The 14,453-nt window shown below is 70.6% G+C and carries 11 protein-coding genes; 2 read left to right on the top strand and 9 right to left on the bottom strand.

Annotation, left to right across the window (positions count from 1 at the left end; translation table 11 throughout):
• Positions 1-20 precede the first annotated feature (20 nt).
• Complete coding sequence (locus ACPEEZ_RS02615) at positions 21-425, top strand: RidA family protein (RefSeq protein ID WP_423922371.1); 405 nt, start codon at positions 21-23, stop codon at positions 423-425.
• A 21-nt stretch (positions 426-446) separates the two neighbouring features.
• Here the strand turns inward: ACPEEZ_RS02615 and ACPEEZ_RS02610 are convergent, their stop codons facing one another.
• The 8 genes from ACPEEZ_RS02610 to ACPEEZ_RS02575 form a co-directional block, all read right to left on the bottom strand.
• Positions 447-1,073, bottom strand: a complete 627-nt coding sequence (locus ACPEEZ_RS02610) for an NAD(P)-dependent oxidoreductase (RefSeq protein ID WP_423922369.1) — start codon at positions 1,071-1,073, stop codon at positions 447-449.
• A gap of 302 nt (positions 1,074-1,375) precedes the next feature.
• Entirely contained in the window at positions 1,376-2,974 is a 1,599-nt protein-coding gene (locus ACPEEZ_RS02605) for an N-acyl-D-amino-acid deacylase family protein (RefSeq protein ID WP_423922366.1), read from the bottom strand.
• A gap of 13 nt (positions 2,975-2,987) precedes the next feature.
• Entirely contained in the window at positions 2,988-3,773 is a 786-nt protein-coding gene (nagB, locus tag ACPEEZ_RS02600) for a glucosamine-6-phosphate deaminase (protein WP_423922364.1), read from the bottom strand.
• Positions 3,774-3,815: 42 nt separating this feature from the next.
• Positions 3,816-5,480 carry a beta-N-acetylhexosaminidase gene (locus ACPEEZ_RS02595; protein ID WP_423922361.1) on the bottom strand — a complete coding sequence of 555 codons (1,665 nt, stop codon included), beginning with the start codon at positions 5,478-5,480 and terminating at the stop codon, positions 3,816-3,818.
• A 2-nt stretch (positions 5,481-5,482) separates the two neighbouring features.
• Positions 5,483-6,454 (bottom strand): carbohydrate ABC transporter permease, encoded by a 972-nt coding sequence (locus tag ACPEEZ_RS02590; protein WP_423922358.1) that lies wholly within the window; start codon positions 6,452-6,454, stop codon positions 5,483-5,485.
• Positions 6,451-7,383, bottom strand: coding sequence for a carbohydrate ABC transporter permease (locus tag ACPEEZ_RS02585; RefSeq protein ID WP_423922355.1), 933 nt, complete (start codon positions 7,381-7,383; stop codon positions 6,451-6,453). Before ACPEEZ_RS02585 ends, ACPEEZ_RS02590 begins: the two co-directional genes overlap by 4 nt.
• Positions 7,384-7,472: 89 nt before the next feature.
• Positions 7,473-8,798 carry an extracellular solute-binding protein gene (locus tag ACPEEZ_RS02580; protein ID WP_423922352.1) on the bottom strand — a complete coding sequence of 442 codons (1,326 nt, stop codon included), beginning with the start codon at positions 8,796-8,798 and terminating at the stop codon, positions 7,473-7,475.
• Positions 8,799-9,035: 237 nt separating this feature from the next.
• Complete coding sequence (locus ACPEEZ_RS02575) at positions 9,036-10,193, bottom strand: ROK family protein (protein ID WP_423922349.1); 1,158 nt, start codon at positions 10,191-10,193, stop codon at positions 9,036-9,038.
• A gap of 221 nt (positions 10,194-10,414) precedes the next feature.
• On the opposite strand from ACPEEZ_RS02575, the gene ACPEEZ_RS02570 reads away from it, so the two are divergent.
• Positions 10,415-11,377, top strand: a complete 963-nt coding sequence (locus ACPEEZ_RS02570) for an ROK family protein (RefSeq protein ID WP_423922346.1) — start codon at positions 10,415-10,417, stop codon at positions 11,375-11,377.
• Between the two features lie 16 nt (positions 11,378-11,393).
• Here ACPEEZ_RS02570 and ACPEEZ_RS02565 read toward each other — a convergent pair whose 3' ends face one another.
• On the bottom strand, positions 11,394-14,453 hold the full coding sequence (locus tag ACPEEZ_RS02565; protein ID WP_423922344.1) for an alpha-mannosidase: 3,060 nt from the start codon (positions 14,451-14,453) through the stop codon (positions 11,394-11,396).

Here is a 14,453-nt window from a genome sequence, read left to right as displayed (position 1 = left end):
AGCGAGAGTCGAGCAGACCTGTGAGCGACAAGACCGAAGTCCGCACCGCCGGAGCCCCCACCCCCATCTCGACCTTCTCCCAGGGCGTGCTGAAGAACGGGTTCCTCAGCGTGTCGGGCCAGGGCCCGCAAGACCCGACGACGGCCGAGTACCTCTACCCGGGCGACCTCACGTCGCAGACCGTGCGCACGCTCGACAACGTCAAGGCCATCGTCGAGGGCGCGGGCGGCACGTTCGAGGACGTCGTCTCGCTGCGGGTGTTCCTCACGCAGCGCAGCGACTTCGCCGAGATGAACGCCATCTACGAGACGTGGATGCTGCAGAACGTGCCGAGCGGCGTCTTCCCCACCCGCACCACGATCTTCGTCGAACTGCCGAACGAGGCCATGCTCGTCGAGATCGACGCGCTGGCCGTCCTCGGCTGACCGAGCGACGGAGGCACGGGCTCAGTCGGCCGCGCCCGTCACGATCACCGTCTTCCGCGACCACGTGTCGCGGCCGAGCTGGTCGAGCATGAAGCTCGCGACGTCGGCCCGTGTCACCTGCATCGTCGCGCCGTCGGGCAGGTGCTCGCCGATCGCGAGCTCACCGGTGGCGGGGTCGTCCGTGAGCCGCGTCGGGTAGACGAGGGTCCAGTCGAGGCCGCTGGCGCGGACGGCGGCGTCGGCCACCTCCTTCGCGGCGTAGACCTTGCCGAGCACGGTATGGAAGAACATCTTCTGGAGCGTGCCGGCCTCGTTCTCGCTGTCGCCGACCCCGAACGCCGAGCAGACGACGAGGCGATCGACTCCCGCGCCTTCCAGGGCGGGCACGAGGACCGCCGTGACATCGGCCTCGACGGGGTGCCGCACCTGGCGCGACCCGATCGCGGTGAGCACGGCGTCCTGGCCCGCCACGGCGAGCTCCACGTCGGCGGTGGACGTCGCATCACCGGTGAGCACCCGCACGCCGTCCGTGACGTCGAGCGCCGACGGGTCGCGCACGAGCACCGTCACCTCGTGTCCGGCCGACAGGGCGACGCGCAGGACGTGCGCTCCGACCCCACCGGTCGCACCCAGCACCAAGACCTTCACCGCGCCTCCTGACGTCTCACCTCGAGATGGTCGGCCCAGAGTGCACCGTGCAGCCATGATCCGCCCGTGAACCCTCGACTCACTGTGGATGAGCAGAACGCGCTCGTCCGTAGCCTGGCATCCGTTCGGGTTCGGCGTTTCCGAGCCGCAACGAAGGGCGACCGAGCGGCAGTGAGCCTGGTTGATCCACTCCTGAGCTCAGCCCTCACGCACGTGGCGAACGAAGACGCGGTCGTGCTTCAGCACGGGAACCCGACGACGAGATCGATGGCGAGGGCGGCGCGCAGCCGCCACGCCGCACCTCAGAGCACGCGTCGCCCGGCGACCCACACACCGCGCATCCCCGACGGCCCGAGCCGCGGTGTCGCGTACGTCGCGCGATCGGCGTACGTCGCGGGGTCGATGAGCTGCAGGTCGGCGACGGCGCCCGGCACGACGCCCGACATCGCGTCGGCGCCGGCCGCGGCACGCCCGAGCCCGAACCGCGAGGAGGCACGGGTCGACACGCGCGCGATCGCCTCCGTCCGCGACAGCACGGCCTGTGGCCCCGACCCCGCGTACTGGTCGAGAAGCCGGGAGAACGTCCCGAACAGACGCGGGTGCACCGTGCCGGTCTCACGCGGCAGTCCGTCGGAGCCGACCAGCGTGTGCGGCCAGGCCAGCGCCGCGCGCATGCCCTCGAGATCGGTGTGGAAGACGATGACGGTCAGCGCTCCCCGTTCGGCGAGGACGAGATCGGCCAGCACCTCGCGCGGGTCGCCGCCGACGATCCCGGCGATCTCGGCCAGCGACCGCCCCTCGAACGACGCGTTCTCGGGGCGGGCGAAGCCTGCCAACGAGATGCGCGTCGGCCCGATCGCGGCGTACTGGTTCTCGAGTGCGGAGCCCGGCCACGGCTCGAGCAGGCCGTCGAGCACGGCGGCCCGCGTGCCCGGGTCGGCGAGCGCCGCGAGCAGGCTGTCGACACCACGTTCGGCCGTCGTCGGCGGGAAGAGTGAGGCCACGGTCGTGCTGCCCGCGTCGTAGGGGTAGACGTCGGCCGAGACGTCCAGGCCGGACTCCCGCAGCCCGTCGAGATGGTCGATCAGGGCGGGCATGCCGCCGACGTTGCGCGGCCCGGTCACCTTGAGGTGGCTCACGTGCACCGCGGCTCCGGTCTCGCGGCCGAGCGAGGCGAGCTCGTCGACGGAGGCGCGGAGACCGTCGGCCTCGTTGCGGATGTGCGCTACGAGCAGGCGGCCCCGTGTCGCGCATTCGCGGGCGAGGGCGACGAGCTCGGGCCGGTCGGCGGCGTCGCCCGGCGCGTACATGAGCCCCAGCGAGACCCCGAGCGCCCCCGCGTCGAGGGCGTCACCGACGGCCCCGGCGATCCGTGAGCGCTCGGCCGCATCGGCGGGGCGACGCTCCATCCCGAGGACGGAGGCGCGCAGCGGGGCGTGCGGCACGAGCGTCTCGGCGTGCAGTCCGAGTCGGCCGGCGGCATCCTCCTCGTCGAGCGTGCGCACGTAGTCGCCGAACGTCGGCCAGCGACGGGTCGGGAACTCCCCCAGCACCGGCCGCGAATAGTCCGCCAAGGAGGTGTCGGCCGGGTCGGCCGGTGACGGTGCGACCCCCTGTCCGCAGTTGCCGACGACGGTCGTCGTGACCCCCTGGGCGATCTTGGGGGCGACACCGCCGGGGCGGAACAGCGCGGCATCGTCGTGCGCGTGCACGTCGACGAAGCCGGGGAGCACCTCCAGGTCACGGGCGTCGACGATGTCGACCCCCGGCTGCCCCGCCGGCGCCGGGGTGCCCGCACCGGGCCCCACCGCCGTGATGCGGCCGTCGACGACGACCACGTCCGCCCGGCGCGGCTCGCTGCCGTGGCCGTCGTGGACGACACCGTCTCGGATGACCAGCATGCGGCCCGGCTGCCTACTCGAAACGCTGCCAGACCGGCTTGTTCGCGTAGGTGTACCGGTAGTAGTCGGCGAGGGTCAGCTCGGCCGCCGCGGCCTCGTCGACGACGACCGTCGCGTGCTGGTGCAGCTGCAGGGCGCTGCCGGGCACCATGCTCGACAACGGGCCCTCGACCATGCCCGCGACGGCGTGCGCCTTGCTCGCCCCCTGTGCCACGAGCACGACCTCGTGGGCGTCGAGGATCGTCCCGAGCCCCTGCGTCAGGCAGTGCGTCGGCACCTGCGACGGGTCGTCGAAGAACCGGGCGTTGTCCTCGCGGGTCTTCGGAGCGAGGGTCTTGATGCGCGTGCGCGACGCGAACGACGACGTCGGCTCGTTGAAGCCGATGTGACCGTTCGAGCCGATGCCGAGGATCTGGATGTCGATGCCGCCGGCGGCCGCGATGGCCTGGTCGTAGTCGACGGCCGCCGCCTCGATGTCGGTCGCACGGCCGTCCGGGACACGCACCCGTGCGGGGTCCATCCCGAGGGGCCGGACGACGTCCCGGTCGATCACCGAGGCGTACGACTCGGGGTGCTCGAGCGGGATGCCGACGTACTCGTCCAGGGCGAAGCCGGACGCCTGCGAGAAGTCGAGCTCGCCCGCGGCGACGCGCGCGGCCAGCGAGGCGTAGATGCCGGTCGGCGACGACCCCGTCGCGAGGCCCAGCACGGCGGCGGGCTTGCGACTGACGACCGACGCGATCTTGAGGGCGGCGACCCGGCCGACCTCGTCGGCGTCGTGGACGATGATGATCTCCATAGCTACGGCCTCACTTCGATGCTGACGCGACGCGCACGAGGGTCACGGCGCGATGTTGGCGACCAGGGACTCCACGAAGGCGGCCCGCTCCTCACGTGTCGAGGGCCGACCGGGGATGCCCGGGCGCATCTGCCACGGTAGCGGGCCGGAGAGGGGTCGGTACTCGACACCGACGGCGTCCAGGCGGGCGAGGTGCCCGTCGAGTCGGCGGGAGAACGCGTCGACGTCGCGGGGGGCGTCGCTCCACAGGACGTCGGCCACCGCGCAGAGTCGCGGGTAGGCGAAGAAGTCGACCGTGCGGGGCGAGTCCATGAACTCGGTCCAGATGTTCGCCTGGCCGCCGATCACGTGAGTCGCCTCTTCCGCCGTGAGCTGCGGCGGCACGGGCTCGAACCCGTAGACGTCCTCGAGGGTCAACGAGATCGACACCGGGATCGGCTCGTCGGGCCCCTCGGACTGCCGGTAGTCGAGGTAGACCTGGTCGTCGGGGCAGGCCACGACGTCGTGCCCGCGCTTCGCCGCCGCGACGGCACCGGTCATGCCGCGCCAGGAGGCGACGGTCGCCCCGTCCGACAGCGCGGCTCCCCCTTCGAGGATCTCGTCCCAGCCGAACAGCCGACGCCCCTGCGCGGTGATGTGCTCGTCCAATCGCGAGATGAACCAGGCCTGCAGCTGCTCCTCGTCGTCCAGACCGCGCTCGCGCATCAGCTCCTGGGTGCGCGGGTCGGCCTGCCACTGGACCTTCGGGCACTCGTCGCCGCCCACTCCGATGAACGCACCGGGGAAGAGCTCCATCACCTCGGTGAAGACGTCGAGGTAGAACTCGACGGTCGACTCCTCCATGTTGAGGACGTCCTCGATGACGCCCCACCGGCTGTGCACCTCGAGCTGACGGGGTTCGACCACGGCCTCGCCGCCGAGGGCGACCGCGCCGACGCCCAGCCGCGGATACGCCGCGATGGCGGCCTGCGAGTGGCCGGGGACGTCGATCTCGGGCACGACCGTGATCTGACGGGCGGCCGCGTAGGCGACGATCTCGCGGACGTCGTCCTGCGTGTAGAAGCCGCCGTGCGGGCGGCCGTCCTCCGGGGCGTCGACCCCGGCGCCGACCTGCGTCGTCTTGCGCCAGGAGCCCACCGACGTCAGGCGCGGGTATTTCCGGATCTCGATGCGCCAGCCCTGGTCTTCGGTGAGGTGCCAGTGCAACACGTTCAACCGGTGCATCGCCAGCAGGTCGATGAAGCGCAGCACGTCGTGCTTCGGCATGAAGTGCCGCGCGACGTCGAGGTGCGCGCCCCGCCAGGCGAAGCGCGGCGAGTCCTCGATGTCGACCGCGGGAACGGCCCATTCGACGCCGCCGACCCGGGCCGTGCGGTAGACGTCCGCGGGCAGCAGCTGTCGCAGCACCTGCGCGCCGTAGAACGCACCCGCCTCGTCGCCGCCGGTGATCCGCACTCCCGCAGGTCGCACCTCCATCCGGTACGCCTCGTGGCCGAGCGACTCGTCGAGGTCGAGGGTGATACCGGCGCCGTCGCCCGCGCCGTCGGCGAGTCGCAGCCCGGTGGCCGGTCGCAGCACTCCTTGCAGCCAGGCGACGACGCCGGCGAGGGCGTCGGGCGCCGCGATGCGCGTGGACCCGTCGAGCAGGTACACGCCGGAGGCGCGGGTCAGCCGATCGACACGGGGGACGAGCGAGAGGTCGGTCATGATCAGCCCTTCACGGCGCCGGCCGACATGCCGGACACCAGGTTGCGTTGGATGAGGACGAAGAAGACGACGACGGGCAGGGAGAACAGGACCGACGCGGCCATCTGCCCGCCGCTGTCGGTGCCGGTGTTCTGCGAGACGAACGAGGCCAGCCACACCGGCAGCGTGTACATCGACTGATCCTTCATGAACGTGTAGGCGATGATGTAGTCGTTCCAGGCCGCGATGAACGCGAAGATGCTCGTCGCGATGACGCCCGGTGCCACGAGCGGGAACAGAATCCGCGTGAGCACCTGCCAGGTGGTCGCGCCGTCGAGCTGGGCCGCCTCCTCGATCTCCATCGGGATCGCGATGAAGAACCCGCGCATCACCCAGATCGAGAACGGCAGCACCGTCGCGATGTAGGCCAGCACGAGGCCGGCGTACGTGCCCAGCAACCCCAGGCTGTTGAAGATCAGGAAGAGCGGGATCAGCAGCGCCGTCGTCGGCAGCATCTGCACCGCCAGGATGACGACCATGATCGTGCGGCGCCCCTTGAATCGGAACCGCGACAGCGCCGCCGCCGCGAAGAACCCGAGCAGGATGGCCAGCAGGACGGTCGCCGACACGACGATCGCGCTGTTCCGCAGGTTGAGCAGGAACCCGGTCTGCGTGATGGCGGTGACGAAGTTGTCCAGGGTGGGGTTCTTCGGCAGGAACAGCGGGGTCGTGGTCATCGACTCGGAGCGCGGCTTGAACGCCGTGTTCACCATCCAGTACACGGGGAAGATCCACACGACGCTGAAGATCACCGCGATGGAGTTGCTCACCCAGCGGGGGCGCTTGCGACGGCGACGCGCGGGGCGGTCGCTCGCCGCGCCTCCGGAGCGTCCGTCGATCGAGGAGGTGCGGGTCGCGCCGTCGGGGGCGGCTGCGGTCGTCGAGGCGCCGTCGGTCGCGGAGGCTCCGACGCCGGTGGGGGCCGTGGTGGTCACAGGTCTTCTCCCGAGCGGATCAGGTTGCGGATGTAGAACGCGGTCAGGCCGAGCAGCAGCACCGTCGTGACGACCGAGATCGCCGAGCCCTGGCCGATCTCGAAGCCGACGAACGCGGTCTTGTACATGAAGACGCCGAGCGTCGTCGTGGCGGAGTCGGGGCCGCCCTGCGAGACGAGCCAGATCTGGTTGAAGACGTTGTAGTCCCAGATGATCGACAGGATGGTGACGAGCAGCAGGGTCGGCTTCAAGAACTGCAGCGTGACGTCGCGGTAGACGCGCCATTCACCTGCACCGTCGAGGCGCGCGGCCTCTTTGTACTCGGTCGAGACCTGCGTCTCGGCGGCGTAGAGCGTCAGGGCGATGAACGGCACCGCCTGCCAGACGATCAGCATCCAGATCGACAGATACGCGAGGAAGGGATCGTTCGACCACTGCGTGTTCGTCATGTCGCCGAAGACCCGCAGCTGAGTCAGCATCCAGTTGACGACGCCGTAGCCGGGCTGGAAGAGCCAGTTCCAGACCAGCGAGGAGGCGACGTTCGGCATCGCCCACGCGAAGATCAGCACGACGGTGACGATGTACCGCATGCTCGTGTGGATACGCGTCAGCAGGTGCGAGACGCCCATGCCGATCGCGACGCTGCCGCCGACCATGGCGGCGGTGAACAGCACGGTCCGGAGCAGGGACACCCAGAACGCGGAGTCGGTGAACAGGTCGACGTACTGCTGGACGCCGACGGACTCGTATGCGCCGGTGAACAGAGAGCGCTGGTCGTAGTTCGTGAACGACGTGAAGACGAGGAAGACGATCGGCGCGGCCATCACGACGAGCAACACCAGACCCGCCGGGCTCAGGAGCCAGAGCGGGGCGAGCTGACGCCTCTTCTTCGGGGACCGGGTGGCGCGGGGTGCGGTCGCGATGGCCATGACTGCTTCCTGTGGTCGGGGCTGACGGGGCGGGGCTGCTGGGGCGGGACGGCGGGCGCCGCACGAGGGGTGCGGCACCCGCCGGGGTCCTACTTGTTGAGCGCCTTGTCGGTCGCGGTGTCGAACGTCTTCGCGGCCTCCTCGGGCGACTTGCTGCCCGACGCGACGGCCGAGAACAGGTCGTTGATGCTGCGGTCGCCCTCGAGCGCCGCCCACTTGCCGCTCGCCGGCGTGGCCTTCGAGTTGAGCGCGGCGGTGAAGAAGCCCTTGTCGATGTCGCTCAGGGTGCTCTGGGCCGCGTCGATGCCCTCGGTCGAGTTCGGGATCCAGCCGTCGTTGCCGTAGACCCAGTCGGACTGGATCTTCGGGCTGGCCGCGATCTTGGCCCACTGCAGCGCGAGGTCCTTGTTCGCGCTCTTCGCCGCGATGCCCCAGTCGGAGCCGCCGATCATGACGGGCTGCGTCTTGCCGGACTTGCCGGGGAAGGGGAACGTGCCGAAGCTGTCGTCGGTCAAGGCGGGGTTGGCCTTCTTGATCAGGTCGATCTTGCCGTTGGTGCCGAGGATGGCACCGGCCTTGCCGTCGGCGAAGATCTGGTTCTGGTCGGGCTCGTCGGTGTCGAGCGTCTGCGAGGCGGCCGTCGAATAGGCGTTCTGGAACTCCTTGAAGTCCTCCAGGCCCTTCTGCGCCTTGTCCGAGCCGAGGCCCGCCTTCCAGCTGCCGTCGCTGCCCTGCGTGGCGATCTCGCCGCCCTCGTCCCAGACGAACTGCATGCCCGCGTACCAGTACTGGCCCGGCATGTAGAAGGCGGAGAAGTCGCTGGCCGTGTTGGCCGCCTTGACCTTGTCGAGGTCGGCGGTGAGCTGCTCGTACGTGGTCGGCGCCTCGGTGACGCCGGCCGACGCCCACATCGCCTTGTTGTAGATGACCGCGCGGGTGCCGGCGAACCCGGGCACGCCGTAGAGGGAGCCGTCGACCGTCGCGGGCTCCTCGAGACCGGTGAGCCACTTCTGCCCCTGGGCCAGGTCGTCCTTGTACGGGGTCAGGTCGAGCAGCGCGCCGTTCTCGGCGTAGCTCGCGACCTGGGTGTTGCCGAGGTCGAGCACGTCCGGCGGCGTCGACGTCGCCAGGGCGGTGCTCACCTTGGTCGTGATGCCGTCCCACAGCTGGGTCTGGACGTCGACCTTGGCGCCCGTCTGCTTCGAGAACTCCTCGTTGATCGCCTTGATCGTGTCGTCGGTGTAGTCACCGGTCATCACCCAGACCGTGAGCGTCTTGCCGTCGCCCTTGGTCGTCGGGACGGCCTGCGGTTCGTTCGACGAGCCTCCGGTGTTTCCCGAGCTCGAACAGGCCGTCAGAGCCAGTGCTGCGGCCAGACCGAGCGCGCCGATCGCCGTGTATCGTGTGGTTCGCAATTTATCTCCTCGTGTCCGTTGCGGGAGTGCCGCATCGCTGTTGTTTCGGACCGTGCTCCACGCACGCCGAAGATGCGAAAGAGGCCGGGGCCTCCGCCGCCGCTGGGCTGTCATCCCAGAGGTCTGATTGCCACACCCGAGAGGCGTGTGGGGTCGTCCTGCGGGGGCGGTGGGCCCCGCGCCGTCCGTCGAGCGAGGTCGGACGCATCGCCGGGTCGCGCATCACGAGGTCGTCCATCACGAGACACCCAGCTCGGCCGAGAGCACCAGGGACGCCGCACCGAGGACCGCGAGCTCGAGATCGTCGCCGGCGTAGCGCATCTCGAGTCCGTTCGTGACGGGCGAGAGCGTCCGGTTGCGGACCGTCTCGAGGGCGGACCGGAGCAGGGCGCCCTCGATCAGTGCGCGCGGGCCGCAGACCACGATCTCGTTGAGGTTCAGCGAGCTGACGATCGGCGCCAGGACGATGCCGAGGGCCCGCCCCGCCTCGTGCAGGACGGCGCCCCGTGAGCCGGCGTCGGCGGACCGGAGGCGCGCCGCCAGCAGCGGGGCGGTCAACACGACCTCGAGGCAGCCGCGTCGACCGCACGCGCAGACGTCGCCGTCGTCGTCGACGGTCACGTGCCCGATCTCACCGGCCGAGAACTGCTCGCCCTCGACGAGCGCCCCGCCGATGATGAGGCCGACGCCGACACCGTTCTCGATGGTGATGACCATCAGGCTCTGCCCGTGCTTCTGATCGCCGAACGTGTGGACGCCGAGGGCAGCGACGTTGGAGTCGTTGCCCACGTGGACGGGCACGCCGAAGCGCTCGGTGAGCCGGGTCGCGAGCGGCAGGTCGTACCAGCCGAGGTGCACGGCCGTGCGGACCGTCCCCTCGTGGTCGACGATGCCGGGGGTCCCGACCCCGATGCCGAGGAGTCGCCGCGTCGTCCGCGTCGAGAGCTCGTCCACGAGGCGGATGCAGCGGGCGACGGCCTCCTCGCCGACGGCGCCGTCGAGGTCCACGTGCGCCCGGTCGATGACCTCGCCGCGCAGGTTGACTATCGCCCCGACGAAGCGGTCGGCGCTCGAGAGGTCGAGCGCCACGATGTGGAACGCGTCGGCCTGGATGCCGACGAGCGTGGCGGGCTTGCCGACGCGGGCGCCGTCACGGAACCCGAGCTCGGCGACGATGCCGTCGTCGGTCAGCTCGGCGACGAGCCCCGACACGGTCGGCCGGGTCAGGCCCGACTCACGGGCGAGGTCGGCGCGACTCATGGCGCCGCGGCGGAAGAGCGTCTGGAGCACGAGCGACCGGTTGTGCGCACGGTTGTGCTGCGGCAGTGCCTTCTCCGTCACGCGGAGCTGACGCCCTGACTGCCTGTCGGCAGCGAACGTGGGGGATGCGTTCACGGCAGCTCCTTTCGTCTCGGCTCCGTCGCCGACCTTGACTGTGACTCCGACGAGGAGGTCAACCGACGTTTGCGTTAGTAAATGAGGCTTACAAACAAATGTCAAGGTTAGATTTGGCGAGTTTACGTCCATGAAACAGAGGAGGTCAATGCCCGAAATACGAGACGGAAGATGCGGCGCGAGTCTTGCAGGCGGGGTATTCGTAAGCTTTACTAACAAACATGAGGATCGGGCTCGACATCGGCGGGACGAAGATCGATGCCGTCGCGATCGACGCGCACGGCGCTGTCACGCACCGCTTGCGGCTGCCTACCGGCTTCGGCGCGAGCGAGGTCGTCACGTCGGCCACCGCCGCCGTCCAAGGCCTGGCCGACCTGGCCGGAATCCCTCTGCACACGTTCCGGTCGATCGGCGTCGGCATCCCCGGCGTCGTCGATCCGGCGAACGGCCGGGTCTCGCACGCGGTGAACCTGGGCTTCGCGGACGTCGACTTCGGCAGCGCCCTGGCCGTCCGCACGGGTCTCGCGGTCGCCGTCGAGAACGACGTGAACGCTGCGGCACTCGGCGCGTATCACGCACTGTCGCTGCGCGACTCGATGGCCTACCTCAACCTCGGCACGGGTCTGGCCTCCGGCCTCGTCGTCGACGGGCAACTGTGGCGCGGCGCACGCGGTGCCGCCGGCGAGATCGGTCACATCCCGATCGACCCGGCAGGCGCCCTCTGCCCCTGCGGCCAACGCGGCTGCCTCGAGACCGTGGCCTCCGGCTCCGCGATCGCCCGGCTCTGGCCCACGTCCCCGACACACCCCGGCACGACACACGCCGTCGCGGCGCACCCGGCCGCGGCCCTGTTCTCCGCCGCCGACCGGGGCGACGCCCGCGCGCTGTCCGTGCGTGCCTCCCTCGCGACCGGGGTCGCATCGGCGGTGCGCCTGCTCGTGTTGTCGTCGGACGTCGACCGGGTCGTGATCGGCGGCGGTCTGAGCAACCTGGGCGACGCCCTGCTGTCGGATGTCACCCGGGTGCTCGTCGACTGGTCGGGCGGCTCGCCGTTCTTGGCGTCACTCGGGCTGCCCTCGCGCGTCCAGCTCCTCCCCCCCGACCTGCCCGTGGCCGCCGTCGGCGCGGCCATGGCCGGGGCGCCGTCCCCGGGCATCTCCCTCGCGACCGACGCCCACCGCTGAGACCGGTGCGCCGGCGTCAGCGGCGCGCGACCCGCAGGGTGACGATCTCGAACGGACGCAGCGACAACTCGATCGCTGCCCCGGCGACCCAGCCCGTGCCTCCGGCGCTCTCGCGTTCGAGCAGGTCGGTGCGCCACGCGGCACCGAGGCCGACCGACGCGTCGAGCGTGACGACGGTCGACGCGCGGCCCCCGCGGGCTTCGTAGAGCCGCACGATCAGGTCGCCCGAGCGGTCCTCGGCGAGCTTGACGGCCTCCACCAGCACCGCGGGCGACGACGACGTGACGAGCGGCGCCACGTCGGAGCCACCCTGCACGACCCGCGTCGGGAGATTCAGTCGATAGCCGGCCGAGGTCGAGTCGAGCACGTCCGGCGCGACGCGCACCGACGATCGGAGGACGTGCCGCCCCTGGTCGGCGTGCGGGTCGGGGAAGACCGGCGCGCGCAGCAGCGACTGCCGCACGAGCGTCGTCGTGCCGCCGTCTCCGCCATCGTCCGTCGAGCGGGTCGTCCGGGTGATGTCGTGACCGTAGGTCGAGTCGTTCGCGACGGCCACACCGAAGCCGGGCTCGCCGACGTGCACCCAGCGGTGGGCGCTCGTCTCGAAGCGCGCGACGTCCCACGACGTGTTCGTGTGCGTGGCGCGGTACACGTGACCGAACTGCACCTCGGAGGCCGCGCGATCGGCGTGCACGTCGAGGGGGAACGCCAGCTTCAGCAGCTTCTGCCGCTCGTGCCAGTCGATCTCGGTCTCGAGCTGCAGCTCGGCCTCGCCGGCCTCGAGCCACCAGCGCTGCACGATGGTCGACTCGCCGACGACACGCGTCGCGACGAGCGCGCCGCCGTCGACCGACGCGTGCCCTTCGACCGACACCGAGGAGGCACGGGTCAGGTCGGTCCGCACCCGGCGGTAGGCCGCGTCGATGTCCCACGCGTCCCACTGGTTGGGCGTGTCGCGGAACAGCTGCAGCAGCCCGAGGCGGCCGTCGGGCGCGACGATCTCGCGTCCGGACGACAGGTCGACCAGCGACGTGACGAGCGCGTCGGCGTCGAACGTCGCCCGCAGCAGGCCGTTGTCGAGGACGTACCCGCCGTCGGCCAGGGTCTCGATGGACGCGCGTCGGACCGGCTCGACGACGGCGGCGGACGACGCGCCCACCCCGTCGGCCGCGACGGGTGCGGCGTTGAAGACGACCCGCTGCTCGCCCTCGCCGGCGAGCGCCTGCTGTGCGCGGAGGGTGATCTCACCGAGGGCGGCGGCCACGCGGGCGTGCTCGCGCTCTGCCTCCTGGTGCACCCACGCGATGGACGAACCGGGCAGGATGTCGTGGAACTGCAGCAACAGCACCGTGTGCCAGAGGGCGTCGAGCTCGTCGTACGGGTAGTCGACGAGGCCACGGGCCGCGGCCGTCGCGCTCCACAGCTCGGCCTCGCGAAGCAGATGCTCGCTGCGCCGGTTGCCCTGCTTCGTGCGCGCCTGCGACGTGTAGGTGCCGCGATGGAACTCGAGGTACATCTCGCCCGACCAGACCTGCGGGTCGGCGAGCTCGGCGCGGGCCTCGGTGAAGAACTCCAGCGGCGTGCCGACGGTGACGGCCGGCGACCCCTCCAGGTCGTTCGTGCGTCGGGCCGCGGCCATCATCTCGCGCGTCGGCCCACCGCCTCCGTCGCCCCAGCCGAACGGCACCAGGGACGTGTTCGACAGGCCCTTCTCGGCGTACTGCCGCTCGGCCCGGGCGAGCTCGCCGCCCGAGAGGTCGGAGTTGTACGTGTCGACGGGCGGGAAGTGCGTGAACACGCGCGTGCCGTCGATTCCCTCCCAGAAGAACGTGTGGTGCGGTAGGCGGTTGGTCTCGTTCCAGGACTCCTTCTGCGTGAAGAAGTACTGCGAGCCGCTCAGCGCGACGATCTGCGGCAGCGCACCCGTGTAGCCGAACGAGTCGGGCAGCCAGACCTCGGTCGTGTCGATGCCGAACTCGTCCGCGAAGAACTTCTTGCCGTGCACGAACTGCCGGGCGAGCGCTTCTCCCCCGGGCATGTTCGTGTCCGACTCGACCCACATGCCGCCGACCGGCACGAAGCGCCCCTCGGCGACCTTCTCCCTGAGGCGGGCGAAGAGCTCGGGCTGGTCCTCCTTCAGCCAGGCGTACTGCTGTGCGCTCGACGCGGCGAAGACGAACTCGGGGTCGGAGTCCATCAGCGCGATGACGTTCGAGAACGTGCGCGCGACCTTGCGCCGCGTCTCGCGCACCGGCCAGAGCCAGGCCGAATCGATGTGGGCGTGTCCGACGGCCGTGACCCGGTGGGCGCTCGCGTACGCGGGCTTCGCGAGCACGTCGGCCAGCGCCTCCCGCCCGAGCCCGGCCGTCCCCGAGACGTCGTCGTGGTCGACCACGTCGCACATGCGCTCGAGGGCGCGGAGGATCTCGGCGCGTCGCGGCAGCGCCGGGTCGAGGCTGCGCATCAGGCCGAGCAGCGTCCAGACGTCGCGGTCGAGCTCGTAGACGGTGTCGTCGAGCTCGGCCAGGTCGATCTGACGGAGGGCGTAGACGGGCGCGACGCCGGCCGTCGCCTTGTCACCCAGCGGCGACTCGGACGAGAAGGTGGCCCCGGCCACGTCGGGGTTGGATGCGGCCTCGACGTAGACGTCGATGGTCGAGCCGGGCTCGACACCCTGGCCGATCGCCTCGAGCGGCACGGCGCCGTTGTACGGCTCGATCGCCTTCACGATCGTGCCGTCGGGGCGGTAGACCAGCCCCTCGGCCTGGAACCCGGGCTGCCGAGCGCTGAACCCGAGGTCGACGACGATCTCGAGGGACGAGGAGGCGCTGGTCCAGCCCTCGGGGACGACACCGGTCACATGGAACCACGTGGTGCCCCAGGGCTTGCCGTAGGGGGTGCCGACCGCGAACGGCTCGAACCGCTGGACGACGGCCTCGGCGAACGGGACGGGCTCGTCGGGGACCTCCCACGCCTCGATCGTGAGCGGCAGCACCCGGCGGTACAGATGCGGGGTGATCCGGTCGAGGACGAATCGGTCGATGCGCGCCTCGATCAGCGCCGTCGTGTCATGCAT

This window comes from Frigoribacterium sp. 2-23 (genome assembly GCF_049601585.1).
In the GTDB taxonomy this organism is placed as follows: Bacteria; Actinomycetota; Actinomycetes; order Actinomycetales; family Microbacteriaceae; genus Frigoribacterium.
This window is presented reverse-complemented; position numbering and strand designations above follow the sequence as displayed.

Bases quoted from the DNA above. Each gene is read 5' to 3' on its own strand.
- ACPEEZ_RS02565 (WP_423922344.1), bottom strand. From the start codon at position 14,453: ATGCATGACACGACGGCGCTGATCGAGGCGCGCATCGACCGATTCGTC.
- ACPEEZ_RS02595 (WP_423922361.1), bottom strand. From the start codon at position 5,480: ATGACCGACCTCTCGCTCGTCCCCCGTGTCGATCGGCTGACCCGCGCC.
- ACPEEZ_RS02585 (WP_423922355.1), bottom strand. From the start codon at position 7,383: ATGGCCATCGCGACCGCACCCCGCGCCACCCGGTCCCCGAAGAAGAGG.
- ACPEEZ_RS02570 (WP_423922346.1), top strand. From the start codon at position 10,415: ATGAGGATCGGGCTCGACATCGGCGGGACGAAGATCGATGCCGTCGCG.
- ACPEEZ_RS02605 (WP_423922366.1), bottom strand. From the start codon at position 2,974: ATGCTGGTCATCCGAGACGGTGTCGTCCACGACGGCCACGGCAGCGAG.
- nagB (WP_423922364.1), bottom strand. From the start codon at position 3,773: ATGGAGATCATCATCGTCCACGACGCCGACGAGGTCGGCCGGGTCGCC.